Source organism: Pseudomonas sp. IT-347P, from assembly GCF_949768005.1.
Lineage (GTDB): Bacteria > Pseudomonadota > Gammaproteobacteria > Pseudomonadales > Pseudomonadaceae > Aquipseudomonas.
The window spans coordinates 361697-375542 of sequence record NZ_CATKPQ010000055.1; the positions used below are offsets into that span (position 1 = coordinate 361697).

General features: G+C 60.5%; 11 protein-coding genes. 10 read left to right on the forward strand and 1 reads right to left on the reverse strand.

Annotated elements, in window-relative coordinates:
- Positions 1 to 4: 4 nt before the first annotated feature.
- On the reverse strand, positions 5 to 2650 hold the full coding sequence (aceE, locus tag ACM6IV_RS21250; RefSeq protein ID WP_414871505.1) for a pyruvate dehydrogenase (acetyl-transferring), homodimeric type: 2646 nt from the start codon (positions 2648 to 2650) through the stop codon (positions 5 to 7).
- A 384-nt stretch (positions 2651 to 3034) separates the two neighbouring features.
- Between aceE and glnE the strand changes: the two genes are divergently transcribed.
- From glnE to ACM6IV_RS21300, 10 genes are all read left to right on the forward strand, one after another.
- Positions 3035 to 5974 (forward strand): bifunctional [glutamate--ammonia ligase]-adenylyl-L-tyrosine phosphorylase/[glutamate--ammonia-ligase] adenylyltransferase, encoded by a 2940-nt coding sequence (gene glnE / locus ACM6IV_RS21255; RefSeq protein WP_414871506.1) that lies wholly within the window; start codon positions 3035 to 3037, stop codon positions 5972 to 5974.
- 310 nt (positions 5975 to 6284) lie between these two features.
- Positions 6285 to 7319 (forward strand): lipopolysaccharide heptosyltransferase II, encoded by a 1035-nt coding sequence (gene waaF / locus ACM6IV_RS21260; RefSeq protein WP_414871507.1) that lies wholly within the window; start codon positions 6285 to 6287, stop codon positions 7317 to 7319.
- A 1-nt stretch (position 7320) separates the two neighbouring features.
- Complete coding sequence (waaC, locus tag ACM6IV_RS21265; protein WP_414871508.1) at positions 7321 to 8382, forward strand: lipopolysaccharide heptosyltransferase I; 1062 nt, start codon at positions 7321 to 7323, stop codon at positions 8380 to 8382.
- A gap of 297 nt (positions 8383 to 8679) precedes the next feature.
- On the forward strand, positions 8680 to 8805 hold the full coding sequence (locus tag ACM6IV_RS21270) for a twin-arginine translocation signal domain-containing protein (RefSeq protein ID WP_414871509.1): 126 nt from the start codon (positions 8680 to 8682) through the stop codon (positions 8803 to 8805).
- Positions 8805 to 9503, forward strand: coding sequence for a glycosyltransferase family 4 protein (locus ACM6IV_RS21275; protein ID WP_414871695.1), 699 nt, complete (start codon positions 8805 to 8807; stop codon positions 9501 to 9503). Before ACM6IV_RS21270 ends, ACM6IV_RS21275 begins: the two co-directional genes overlap by 1 nt.
- On the forward strand, positions 9503 to 10309 hold the full coding sequence (rfaP, locus tag ACM6IV_RS21280) for a lipopolysaccharide core heptose(I) kinase RfaP (protein ID WP_414871510.1): 807 nt from the start codon (positions 9503 to 9505) through the stop codon (positions 10307 to 10309). Before ACM6IV_RS21275 ends, rfaP begins: the two co-directional genes overlap by 1 nt.
- A complete protein-coding gene (locus ACM6IV_RS21285) occupies positions 10309 to 11043 on the forward strand; it encodes a lipopolysaccharide kinase InaA family protein (protein ID WP_414871511.1) in 735 nt (244 codons plus the stop codon). Before rfaP ends, ACM6IV_RS21285 begins: the two co-directional genes overlap by 1 nt.
- A complete protein-coding gene (locus ACM6IV_RS21290) occupies positions 11040 to 11792 on the forward strand; it encodes a lipopolysaccharide kinase InaA family protein (RefSeq protein ID WP_414871512.1) in 753 nt (250 codons plus the stop codon). The genes ACM6IV_RS21285 and ACM6IV_RS21290 overlap by 4 nt, the downstream gene beginning before the upstream one ends.
- Positions 11792 to 13243, forward strand: coding sequence for a lipopolysaccharide kinase InaA family protein (locus ACM6IV_RS21295; RefSeq protein WP_414871513.1), 1452 nt, complete (start codon positions 11792 to 11794; stop codon positions 13241 to 13243). The genes ACM6IV_RS21290 and ACM6IV_RS21295 overlap by 1 nt, the downstream gene beginning before the upstream one ends.
- Before the next feature lie 123 nt (positions 13244 to 13366).
- Positions 13367 to 13702, forward strand: coding sequence for a YceK/YidQ family lipoprotein (locus tag ACM6IV_RS21300; RefSeq protein WP_414871514.1), 336 nt, complete (start codon positions 13367 to 13369; stop codon positions 13700 to 13702).
- Positions 13703 to 13846 lie beyond the last annotated feature (144 nt).

Here is a 13846-nt window from a genome sequence, read left to right on the forward strand (position 1 = left end):
CTCCTCAGCAGTCCAGTGGGTTGCGTTTTTCCGGGTCGATGCCGAACTTGACGATGGCCTCAGCCACCACCTTAGGTTCGATATCACCACGGTCAGCCAGTGCTTCCAGGGCTGCCAACACCACGAAATGACGGTCGACTTCGAAGAAATGACGCAGTTTCTTGCGGCTGTCGCTGCGGCCGAAACCGTCGGTGCCGAGGACTTTGAATTCCTTGGACGGTACCCACTGACGGATCTGCTCGGCGAACAGTTTCATGTAGTCGGTAGAGGCGATGACCGGACCTTTACGGCCGTTCAGGCACTCTTCGACGTAGCTCAGCTTAGGCTTCTGGCCAGGCTTCAGACGGTTGCTGCGCTCTACGGCCAGGCCGTCGCGACGCAGTTCGTTGAAGCTGGTCACGCTCCACACGTCGGCGCCAACGTTGAACTCTTCACGCAGAATCTTCGCCGCTTCACGGACTTCACGCAGGATGGTGCCGGAGCCCATCAGCTGTACGTGATGCGCCGCATCGCGGGTATCTTCTTCGAGCAGGTACATGCCTTTCTTGATGCCTTCTTCGGCACCGGCCGGCATGGCTGGCTGCTGGTACGACTCGTTCATCACGGTGATGTAGTAGAAGATGTCCTGTTGCTCTTCGGTCATCTTCTTCATGCCGTCCTGAATGATCACCGCCAGCTCGTAGCCGTAGGTTGGATCGTAGGTGCGGCAGTTCGGGATGGTCGCGGCCAGCAGGTGGCTGTGACCGTCCTCGTGTTGCAGGCCTTCACCGTTCAGGGTGGTACGGCCGGCGGTGCCGCCGATCAGGAAGCCACGGGTACGGCTGTCGCCGGCAGCCCAGGCCAGGTCGCCGATACGCTGGAAGCCGAACATCGAGTAGAAAATGTAGAACGGCAGCATCGGCTGGTTGTGGCTGGAGTACGAAGTACCGGCAGCGATGAACGAGCTCATGGCGCCTGCTTCGTTGATGCCTTCTTCAAGGATCTGACCTTTCTGGTCTTCCTTGTAGAACATCACCTGGTCTTTATCGACTGGCTCGTAGAGCTGGCCGACGGACGAGTAGATGCCCAACTGACGGAACATGCCTTCCATACCGAAGGTACGGGCTTCGTCCGGGATGATCGGAACGATGCGCGGGCCGATTTCCTTGTCCTTGACCAGTTGCGCGAGGATTCGCACGAACGCCATGGTGGTGGAAATTTCACGGTCACCGGAACCATCGAGGATGGCCTTGAGGGTGTCCAGATCCGGAGTCGGCACGCTGAAGCTTTGTGCGCGACGCTGCGGCACGAAACCGCCCAGTGCAGTGCGACGCTCGCTGAGGTAGCGGGCTTCGGCGCTGTTTGGCTCTGGCTTGAAGAACGGCAGGTGCTCCAGCTCTTCGTCCTTGACCGGAATGTCGAAACGGTCGCGGAACAGCTTCAGGCTCTCGACGTCGACCTTTTTGGTGTTGTGCGCAGTGTTTTTCGCTTCGCCGGCACCGGTGCCATAACCCTTGATGGTCTTGGCGAGGATGACGGTTGGTTGTTCTTTGTGGTTGACCGCTTCGTGGTACGCCGCATAGACCTTGTACGGGTCGTGACCGCCACGGTTGAGTTTCCAGATCTCGTCGTCGGACAGATCGGCAACCATCGCCTTCAGTTCAGGCGTGTTGAAGAAGTGCTCACGCACGAACGCGCCGTCTTTGGCTTTGTAGTTCTGGTACTCGCCGTCGATGACTTCGTCCATGCGACGTTGCAGGATGCCGTCGACGTCTTTGGCCAGCAGTGGGTCCCAGAAACGGCCCCAGATGACTTTGGTCACGTTCCACTGAGCACCGCGGAACACGCCTTCGAGTTCCTGGATGATCTTGCCGTTGCCGCGAACCGGGCCGTCGAGGCGCTGCAGGTTGCAGTTGATGACGAAGATCAGGTTGTCCAGCTTCTCGCGGCCGGCCAGGGAGATCGCGCCCAGGGATTCCGGCTCGTCGCACTCGCCGTCGCCCAGGAAGCACCAGACTTTCTGTTTGCCCGGCTGGATGAAACCGCGGTGCTCCAGGTATTTCATGAAGCGTGCCTGATAGATCGCCTGGATCGGACCCAGACCCATCGAAACGGTCGGGAACTGCCAGAAGTCAGGCATCAGCCACGGGTGCGGGTAGGACGACAGGCCCTGACCGTCGACTTCCTGGCGGAAGTTGTTCATCTGGTCTTCGGTGATGCGGCCTTCCATGAATGCGCGGGCGTAAACGCCTGGCGAGGTGTGGCCCTGGAAGTAGATCAGGTCGCCGCCGTGTTCGTCGGTCGGGGCCTGGAAGAAGTAGTTGAAGCCGATGTCATACAGGGTCGCACTGGAAGCGAAGCTGGAGATGTGACCACCCAGGTCAGAATCTTTCAGGTTCGTACGCATTACCATGGCCATCGCGTTCCAGCGCACCAACGAGCGAATGCGGCGTTCCATGAACAGGTCGCCAGGCATGCGTGCTTCGTGGGTTACCGGGATGGTGTTGCGGTACGGCGTGGTGATGGCGTAAGGGAGCTGCGAGCCGCTGCGGGTCGCGAGTTCGCCCATACGGGTCATCAGATAGTGAGCACGGTCTTCGCCTTCTTTGTCGAGAACCGATTCCAGGGCGTCCAGCCATTCCTGGGTTTCGACGGGATCGAGGTCTTGCATGGCTTGCTCCAGGGCGGAAAGGCTTCCAGAATCGGTTGCCTGAGTTTGCGACTGGCCTTGTGGGCAGACGATTTAAAATTCTTGGATTGCCGATAGGTTGTTCCGGCGGCGTGTAGTTTTACTACAAATCTTCTGGCATTTCAGCCTTTCGAATGTATAGACGAGTAGTAAAACTACAGAAGAATGGCTTGTGGCCTCCGGCTGCGTTGTGAGAATAATCGTTAAGGTTGGTCTTTTACCATCCGAAAAAGGTGAAACTTTGATGTTCACTGCCAAAGAGAAAGAAATTTCAGCTATTTCTAACTTTTGTTCGACACTCCTCCGGGTAGCGGCTTTTCACCAATCACTACACGCGGCCATTTATACGCCGATCAAGGATAGACCATGACCCTGCCCGCGCTTGCCGAACTGCCCGCCACTCTCCTGCCGTTGGTCACTCGATCCGAGCAGTCGTTCCGTACGGCCGTCGCCGTGCTGGAAGACGATCACGGCCTGGCGAGCTGGACGCCAGAACGCTGGGCGCAGTTCGCCCGCGTCACGGCGGCCAGTGAGTTTGTCATTGAACAGAGCGTTCGTGACCCTTTGATGTTGCTCACGCTGGTGCAGTCCGGCGAACTCGACCGGGCCTTTGCGCCGGGTGAATTGTGTGCACAGATTGCCACCGCCGTGAACGCCGCGCAGAGCGAGGATGAACTCGGTCGCGCCTTGCGTCGCCAGCGCGCCCGCCATCAAGTGCGGATCATCTGGCGCGATCTCACCCGTCAGGCCGATCTGGTGCAGACCTGCCGGGATCTTTCCGACATGGCCGACGCCACCATCGACCAGGCCTATCAATGGTTGTACAGCCGCCATTGCGAACAGTTCGGTACGCCGACCGGTCGCCGCAGCGGTCTGCCGCAGCAGATGGTCATCCTCGGCATGGGCAAGCTCGGCGCAGTCGAGTTGAACCTGTCTTCGGACATCGACCTGATCTTCGCCTACCCGGAGGGCGGCGAGACCGTGGGCGTAAAGCGCTCGCTGGATAATCAGGAATTCTTCATCCGTCTCGGCCAGCGCCTGATCAAGGCGCTCGATCCGATGACGGTCGATGGCTTTGTGTTTCGCGTCGACATGCGCCTGCGCCCCTACGGTTCGTCCGGCGCGCTGGTGCTGAGCTTCAATGCGCTGGAGCAGTATTACCAGGATCAGGGCCGCGACTGGGAACGCTACGCGATGATCAAGGCGCGCGTGGTGGCCGGCGATCAGGTGGCGGGTGCGCAGTTGCTCGACATGCTGCGGCCATTCGTTTACCGGCGCTATCTGGACTTCTCGGCGATCGAAGCGCTGCGCACCATGAAGCAGTTGATCCAGCAGGAAGTGCGGCGCAAGGGCATGGCCGACAACATCAAACTCGGCTCTGGCGGCATCCGTGAGGTCGAGTTCATCGCGCAGGCTTTTCAGTTGATCCACGGTGGTCGCGACTTGAGCCTGCAACAGCGTCCTCTATTAAAGGTGCTGAGCACACTGGAAGGGCAGGGTTATCTGCCGCCGGCGGTGATCAGCGAATTGCGCGAGGGCTACGAATTTCTGCGGTACACCGAGCATGCGATTCAGGCGATCGCCGACCGCCAGACCCAGATGCTGCCGGATGGCCCGCAAGATCAGGCGCGGATTGCCTTTATGCTCGGTTTTTCCGATTGGGCCGCCTTCCACGAGAAGCTGATGTTCTGGCGCGGCCGCGTGGCCTGGCACTTCGCCCAGGTGATTGCCGATCCCGACGAGGATGAAGGCGCCGAAAGTGAGGTGGTGGTCGGCGGCGAATGGCTACCACTGTGGGAAGAGGCGCAGGACGAAGAGGCCGCGTGCCGGCAGTTGGAGGAGGGTGGTTTCGCCGATGCCAGCAAAGCCCTGAAAGCACTGGCCGGATTGCGCAGCAGCCCGCAACTGCGGGCGATGCAGCGGTTGGGGCGCGAGCGTCTGGATGCCTTTATTCCGCGTCTGCTCGCACAGGCTGTGGAACACGCCAATCCGGATCTGGTGCTTGAACGGGTGTTGCCACTGGTGGAGGCGGTGGCCCGACGTTCGGCGTATCTGGTCTTGCTGACGGAAAACCCCGGCGCATTGCGGCGCTTGCTGACGTTGTGTGCGGCGAGCCCGTGGATTGCCGAACAGATCACGCGTTTTCCATTGCTGCTCGATGAATTGCTTAATGAGGGGCGTCTGTTCAAGCCGCCCTTGGCACCAGAGCTGGCGGCTGAATTGCGTGAGCGTCTGACGCGGATTCCGGAAGACGACCTCGAGCAACAAATGGAGGCCTTGCGCCATTTCAAACTGGCGCACCGCTTGCGCGTGGCGGCGTCGGAAATCGCCGGCAGCCTGCCCTTGATGAAAGTCAGCGATTACCTGACCTGGCTGGCCGAGGCGATTCTCGAGCAAGTGCTGGCCCTGGCCTGGCGCCAGACCGTAGCCAAATACGGTACGCCGCTGCGCACCGACGGCACCTTGTGCGATCCCGGTTTCATCATTGTCGGTTATGGCAAAGTCGGCGGCCTCGAATTGGGGCATGGTTCGGATCTGGACCTGGTGTTTATCCACGACGGCGATCCGCAAGCGGAAACCGACGGGCCGAAGTCGATCGATGGCGCGCAGTTTTTCACGCGACTGGGGCAGCGGATCATTCACTTGCTGACGGCGCAGACCAACTCCGGTCAACTCTACGAGGTGGACATGCGTCTGCGGCCATCGGGCGCCTCGGGGCTGTTGGTCAGTTCGCTCGGTGCGTTTGCCCGCTACCAGGAAAATGAGGCCTGGACATGGGAGCATCAAGCGTTGGTGCGGGCGCGGGTGCTGGTCGGCAGTCAGGATGTCGGCCAGGCGTTCGAGAAAGTCCGCGCGCAGGTCTTGGGCAAGGCGCGCGATCTGGCCACGTTGCAACAGGAAGTCAGCGAGATGCGCGCGAAGATGCGCGATAACCTCGGCACCAGGAGCACCGCGGCCGGTATGGCGGCAAATGCTTTCGACGCCGCAGCGCCCTTCGACCTCAAGCAGGACGCCGGAGGTATCGTCGATATTGAATTTATGGTGCAATACGCGGCTCTGGCGTGGTCGCAAAGCCACCCGCCACTACTGCGCTGGACCGATAACATCCGCATTCTGGAACAGCTGGAACACGAAGGGCTGATGCCTGCCGAAGACGCCAGCCTGTTGCGCGAGGCCTACAAAGCCTACCGCTCCGCCGCGCACCGGCAGGCCTTGCAGAAGGACGCCGGGGTAATACCGGGCGACCAGTTTGCCGACGAACGCCGGCAGGTTTTGCGGATATGGAAAGAGATGGGGCTAAGCTGAGCCGCAGATGTATGAATGAATGCAAAACCCTGTAGGAGTGAGCCTGCTCGCGATAGCGGAGTATCAGACGACAACAATGTTGAATGTAACGACCCCATCGCGAGCAGGCTCACTCCTACAATAGATCTGCGCTGAGTCGCAGATATGTGAACAGATGCAAAACCATGTGGGAGCGAGCCTGCTCGCGATAGCGGAGTAACAGTCGACAGTCATGTTGAAGGTAATGACCCATCGCAAGCCGTGCCGCTCCCTCAGTGATTCTCGAGGCGGGGAGGCGTAAATGCCTCCCCGGTTCGTTTATGGAAACCACATGAATATTTTGATCGTTGGGCCCAGTTGGGTCGGTGACATGGTGATGGCGCAGACACTGTTTCAGTGTCTCAAACAGCGCCACCCGCAATGCGAAATCGACGTGCTGGCCCCCGAGTGGAGCCGGCCGATCCTTGAGCGCATGCCCGAAGTGCGCAACGCCTTGAGCTTCCCGCTCGGCCACGGCGCGCTGGAATTGGCGACGCGTCGGCGCATCGGCAAATCCCTGCGCGGCCAGTACGATCAGGCGATCCTGCTGCCCAACTCGCTGAAGTCGGCGCTGGTGCCATTTTTCGCCGGCATCCCGAAACGCACCGGCTGGCGCGGCGAGTTCCGCTACGGCCTGCTCAACGACGTGCGCACCCTGGATAAAGAGCGTTATCCGCTGATGATCGAGCGCTTCATGGCCTTGGCCTATGAAGCGAATGCCGAATTGCCGAAGCCGTATCCGCGTCCGAGCCTGCAAATCGATCCGGTCACTCGCGAAGCCGCGCTGGCCAAGTTCGGCCTGACCCTCGACCGCCCGGTGTTGGCCCTGTGCCCCGGCGCCGAGTTTGGCGAATCCAAGCGCTGGCCATCCGAACATTACGCGAAAGTCGCCGAAGCACGTATTCGCGAAGGCTGGCAGGTGTGGCTATTCGGTTCGAAGAACGATCACGCGGTCGGCGAAGACATTCGTGCACGTTTGATCCCGGGCCTGCGTGAAGAATCGGTCAACCTCAGCGGTGGCACCTCGCTGGCCGAGGCCATCGACCTGATGTCCTGCGCCGACTCGGTGGTCTCCAACGACTCCGGTCTGATGCACGTTGCCGCTGCGCTGAACCGCCCGTTAGTCGCCGTTTACGGCTCGACCTCGCCGGGTTTCACCCCGCCGCTGGCCGAGCACGTCGAAGTGGTCCGCCTGGGGCTCGATTGCAGCCCGTGTTTCGACCGTACCTGCCGTTTCGGCCATTACAACTGCCTGCGCCAGCTGATGCCGGACGCGGTCAACGATGCCCTGCAGAAGTTGCAAGGCTCTGTGGTCGAGGTTCATTAAGTTGCGGGTACTGCTGATCAAGACTTCATCGCTGGGCGACGTGATTCATGCGTTGCCGGCGCTGACCGACGCCGCTCGGGCGATCCCCGGAATCAAGTTCGACTGGGTGGTGGAAGAAGGCTTCGCCGAGATCCCGACCTGGCACCCGGCCGTTGCCAAGGTGATTCCGGTGGCGATCCGCCGCTGGCGCAAGAACCTCTGGAAAACCATCACCAGCGGTGAATGGAAACGCTTCAAGCAAAGCGTACGCGCCAACAAATACGATTTGGTCATCGATGCCCAAGGCTTGCTGAAAAGCGCTTGGCTGACCCGTTACGTCAAAGCGCCGGTGGCCGGCCTCGATAAAGGTTCGGCCCGCGAGCCGATGGCTTCGCGTTTCTACGACCGCAAACTGGCCGTGGCCCGTGGTCAGCACGCCGTCGAGCGCGTGCGCCAGTTGTTCGCTATTGCCTTGGGCTACGACTTGCCTAAGGGTCTGGGCGATTACGGCCTCAACGTCGAACGTCTGGTCGAGTTGCCGCGCAAAAACGCTTTTGTGGTGTTCCTGCATGGCACCACCTGGGACACCAAACACTGGCCGGAAGCCTATTGGCGCGAGCTGACCGAACGCGTCGGCTACCTCGGCGTCGGTGTGAAACTGCCGTGGGGCAATCCGCAGGAAAAGGCTCGCGCCGAACGCATTGCCGCCGGTTTCAAGCACGCCGAAGTGCTGCCGAAACTCAATCTGGCCGGCGTCGGCAAAGTCCTTGCCGGCGCGCAAGCCTGCGTGGCGGTGGACACCGGGCTCGGCCACTTGGCCGCCGCGCTGGACGTGCCGACCATCTCGCTGTTCGGCCCGACCAATCCGGGTCTGACCGGCGCCTACGGCAAATTGCAGATTCACCTGGCCAGCGACTTCCCGTGCGCACCGTGCCTGCAAAAGAAATGCACCTATCAACCGACCGCGCAGGATGCCCGTCAGTTTGACTTGAAGCGTGAACAGCCGCTGTGCTTCACGCGTTTGAACCCGGAGCGTGTCGCCAGCCGACTGAGCACGTTGTTAATGGCTGAGGAGCTGCGCTGATGCAATTGGCATTCGTCCTGTACAAATATTTTCCGTTCGGCGGCTTGCAGCGCGACTTCATGCGCATTGCCCTCGAATGCCAGAAGCGCGGGCATCAGATCCGCGTCTACACGCTGATCTGGGAAGGCGACGTGCCGCCCGGTTTCGAAGTGCTGGTGGCGCCGGTCAAGGCGTTCTTCAATCACCGCCGCAACGAAAAACTCAGTGCGTGGATGGCAGCGGATCTGGCCAGGCGTCCGGTCGATCGCCTGATCGGCTTCAACAAGATGCCGGGCCTGGACGTGTATTACGCCGCCGATGGCTGTTTTGAAGACAAGGCGCAGAACCTTCGTCACTCGCTGTACCGTCGCTGGGGCCGCTATCGCCACTTCGCCGAATATGAGCGCGCGGTGTTCGGCAAAGACGCGAAGACCGAAGTGCTGATGATTTCCGAGGTGCAGCAGCCGCTGTTCATCAAGCATTACGACACGCCGCTTGAGCGTTTCCATCTGCTGCCGCCGGGTATCGCCCAGGATCGTCGGCGTCCGGCGAACGCCGATGAAATCCGCGCCGGTTTCCGCGCTGAATTCAATTTGAAGGACGACGAACTGCTGCTGGTGCAGATCGGTTCCGGGTTCAAGACCAAAGGCGTCGATCGCAGCCTGAAAGCGCTGGCGGCGTTGCCCGCTGAACTGAAGAAACGTACCCGGTTGTTTGTAATCGGCCAGGATGACCCCAAATTGTTCCAGATGCAGAGCGCGACATTGGGGTTGGGCGATAACGTGACGTTCCTCAAGGGGCGCAGCGATATCCCGCGTTTCCTGCTCGGCGCTGACCTGTTGATCCACCCGGCGTACAACGAAAACACCGGCACGGTGTTGCTGGAAGCGCTGGTCGCCGGCCTGCCGGTGCTGGTGAGCGCGGTCTGCGGTTACGCCCATTACATTGCCGAGGCGGACGCCGGACGAGTGTTGGACGAACCGTTCGATCAGGCGCAACTGACGCAATACCTGACCGAGATGTTGAATGACGACGCTGCACGCGCGGCCTGGAGCCGCAAGGGTCTGGCCTTCGCCGAGACGGCCGATCTCTACAGCATGCCGCAGCACGCGGCCGATGTGATTCTGGCGGAGCACGCTTAATGAAGTTGATGCTGGCTGAACCGTTCAAAAGCCTTTGGGCCGGACGCGACCCGTTCGCCGAAGTCGAAGGCTTGCAGGGCGAGGTATACCGCGAGCTGGAAGCACGCCGGACACTGCGCACGGAAGTCGACGGCAACGGATTCTTCGTCAAGATCCACCGTGGCATCGGTTGGAGCGAAATCTTCAAGAACCTGCTGACCGCCAAACTGCCGGTGCTCGGTGCGGGCCAGGAGTGGCAGGCCATTCAGCGTCTGCAGGAAGTCGGCGTGCCGACCATGACCGCCGTTGCGTACGGCGAGAAGGGCAGCAACCCGGCGGACCAGCACTCGTTCATCGTCACCGAAGAACTGGCGCCGACCGTCAGCCTTGAAGACTTCAGCATCGACTGGGTCAAGCAGCCGCCTGAGCCGAAACTCAAGCGCGCGCTGATCGCCGAAGTGGCACGCATGACCGGCATGATGCATCGCGCCGGCGTCAACCACCGCGATTGCTACATCTGCCACTTCCTGCTGCACACAGACAAACCGGTGACCCCGGACGACTTCAAGCTCTCGGTGATCGATCTGCACCGTGCCCAGACCCGCGCGAAGATCACCCAGCGCTGGCGCAACAAGGATCTGGCGGCGCTGTACTTTTCCGCGCTGGATATCGGCCTCACCCGCCGCGACAAACTGCGTTTCCTCAAGGGCTATTTCCAGCAACCGCTGCGCCAGATCCTGGCTGAAGAGGCGCCGCTGCTGAACTGGCTGGAAGGCAAGGCCAACAAACTCTATGCGCGTAAGCAGCGCTACGGGGATGCGCTCTGATGGCGGGTTGGACGCTTGAGCCGCAATACAGTGAGCTCGCCGGTGATTTCGGCAGCCTCGAAGCCGTATTTGCGTTGCAGGGCGAACGTCTGACCCGTGATCCGCTGTCGGAAGTGATTCGCGTGCAGCGCAACGGCGTCAACTATTACGTCAAACGCTACGTCGGCGCTGGCAAAGGCTTACGCCGTTACCTCGGCAAGCCGCGGGTGAAGATGGAGTGGCAGAACCTCAAACGGTTCGCCAAGTGGGGCATTCCGACGGCGGAAGTGGTGGCCTGGGGCCTGGAGCGAAGGGGCGCGGCCTATGATCGTGGTGCCATGATCACCCGCGAGTTGCCCAACACCGAGGACCTTTCGGCGCTCGCTGAGCGCAAGGATCCGAAACTCAAGGATCGCGCCTGGGTCGACGGCGTCAGCCGGCAACTGGCCGGTTATACCCGGACGATGCATGATCACCGATTCACCCATAACGATCTGAAATGGCGCAATCTGTTGATTGATGAGCAGGCGCGGATATTTCTGATCGATTGCCCTAACGGGGAGTTCTGGCGCGGCTTCTGGCTCAAGTATCGGATCACCAAGGATCTGGCCTGTCTCGATAAGCTCGCCAAATACCACCTTTCCAATACCCAGCGCCTGCGTTTCTATAAGCAATATCGCCAGTGCGATCGGCTTGATAGCGCCGACAAGAAACGGATTCGGCACGTGGTGAGATTTTTCGAGGGACGCGAATGACTGATTTTCTCGCCGCTGAAGACCGTGCACTGCTTGAACGCCATGGTCTCGGCACTTTCGACGCACTGTGGGCCAAGCAGCTTGAAGCTGTGGACGAACCCAATACCGCCCGTGGCGGCTGGAGCAGCGTCTTCCGTCTGGACCTGGAAGGGCAGGGTTATTACCTCAAGCGCCAGAGCAACTATCTGACGCGTACCTTGCACGCACCTTTTGGTGAGCCAAGTTTTGCCCGCGAGTTTCGCAATATCAGCCGCTATCGCAAGCTCGGTATTCCGGCGCTGCAGGCGGCGTTCTTCGGTGAGCGCAAGGTCGGCGGCGAAGTCCGTGCCATCCTGTTGACCCGGGCACTCGATGGCTGGAGTGATCTGGAATCGCTGTTGCAGCGTTGGACGCAGCTCAGTGCCGCGCAGCATTCGGCCATCCTCAAGGCCTGCGGCTTGCTCGCGCGCCATCTGCACGGTGTGCGCCAGGTGCACGGCTGCTTCTACCCCAAGCATATTTTTCTGCGCGCCACCGGTGACGGGTATCAGGCGCAATTGATCGACCTGGAAAAGACCCGCCCTTTGTTGTTCGGCATGCGCGACCGGATCAAGGATCTGGAGCCGCTGCAACGCCGCGCGCCAGAATGGAACGAGGCACAACTGCGTGAATTGCTGGCGGCTTATCTCGATCAGCCCACCGATAGCTCGCTGCTGGATAGTTGGCTCGCGCGGCTGACCGCGCGCCGCAGTCACAAGGAGACCCGCTGATGCAATTGTCCGAGCTGGCCGGTGCCGGGCGAGCCCCGCAACTGCCGCTGACCGTGACCCTGGCCGATGCCGCCGGCCGTGCGGATCTGCAATTGCTGAGTCTGCTACGGGTCTTGCCGGGGCAGCGTTACGTCGGCGCCGGTGTCTGGCGCGGTCGTCCGGTGTTGGCCAAGTTGCTGGTTGGCAGCAAGGCTGCCCGGCATTTTCAGCGCGAGCTGGAAGGCGTGCGCTTGCTGGCTGCGCAAAGCCTGACCACACCGCTGCTGTTGGCTGATGGTTTGAAGAGCGGCGAGGGCGGCTGGCTGCTGTTCGATTTCCTGGAAGGTGCCGAAAGCCTTGGCGATGCCTGGGCGAAAGTCGAGTCGTTGCCGGTACTGGCCGACGAGCAATCGGCGGTCTTGGCCGAGGCGTTGGGCGCCATTGGCCAGTTGCACGGCAAGGGGCTTTGGCAGGAAGACCTGCATCTGGACAATCTGCTACGTCACGGCGGCCAGTTGTACTTGATTGACGGTGCCGGCATTTGCGCTGAAACCCCCGGCCAGCCGTTGTCACGGCAAAAAGTCCTGGAAAATCTCGGGGTGTTTTTCGCCCAGTTGCCCAAAGCGCTGGAGCCATTCACCGAAGAGCTGCTGGTGTATTACCTGCTGAGCAACAGCGAGCACGCGTTGCCGCTGGAAGCCTTGCAGAAGCAGATCGACAAAGTCCGCCGTTGGCGTTTGAAAGACTTTCTGATCAAGGTCGGTCGCGAGTGCACGCTGTTCAGTGTGCAGCGCGGAGCGTTCGCGCTGCGCGCAATCCGTCGTGAAGAAGAATCAGCCATGCTGCCGGTGCTGGATCAGGCCGATGCGCTGCTCGATCAGGGCCATCTGTACAAGACCGGCGGAGCGGCGAGTGTCGGCAAGGTGCAGGCGGGGGCGCGCACGCTGGTGATCAAACGCTACAACATCAAGGGTTTTGCGCATTGGCTCAAGCGGTTCTGGCGGCCGAGTCGGGCCTGGCATTCATGGCGCGAAGGCAATCGTCTGGCGTTCCTCGGTATTGCCACGCCCAAACCGCTGGCGGTGCTGGAAAAGCGTTTTCTGTGGCTGCGCGGCCGTGCGTATCTAGTGACCGAGTTCCTGCCGGGGCCGGACATCATCGAGCGCTTCGCGCCTTATGTTGAAAGCGGTGAAGCGCCGGAGGCGGAGCTGCAGGCGCTGGATCTGCTGTTTGCGCGACTGATTGACGAGCGCATCAGCCATGGCGACTTCAAGGGGCACAACCTGTTCTGGCAGCAGGATCGCTGGGCGCTGATCGACCTGGATTCGATGTGTCAGCATGGTTCTGTCAGCAGTTTCGCGCCGGCCTATGCCCGTGACCGTGCGCGATTCATGCGTAACTGGCCCGAAGGCAGCGCGTTGTATCAGGTTATTGATCAGCGTCTGCCCAGGGAAATTTCCAGCACGGCCTGAATAAACCACTCAAGCAATAGAGGACAAGATTCCGCGACTTGTCCTACAGCTTCTCCAGAAGCCATGAACTGTGTCCTGCTCAGCCTCGATGCTAATTTGCCCGACGACCTTGGAGGGCGAATCTTGACCATTAAACAGGCTTTGATAGTAGGGGCATTTTCATCCGGGCTGGCCGGCTGCGGCAGCGTCATGAGCGTCTTGCAGGATGATGCAGATGTCGCTCGGGACATGCGCAAACAAAAAACCTATTGCCAGTCCATTCCGCGGGTCTACAGCGGTCTGGCGTTCGATTTCTGCGTGTTGAATGCGCCCCCCGATCCCAGCGGATATCTGGTGCCGTTCGTGCTGCTGGATCTGCCATTGTCCGGGGTATTCGATACGGTAGCGTTGCCCTATACGGTTTATCGTCAGGTGACTGATGGCAATCTTGGTATTTACTGGCGCAAGGGCGGTTATTGAGTCGCAGAGCAAGGTTTCTCCCAACCATTCACCCTGGGGCAATCGCGCAGGGTAATTCCCCACGCGTTTACGCTATAATCCCGCCCTTTAGCTGTCACTCGCCCTGCGCGAGGGCACATCAATTTTCAAGGCGCATCGCGCCTG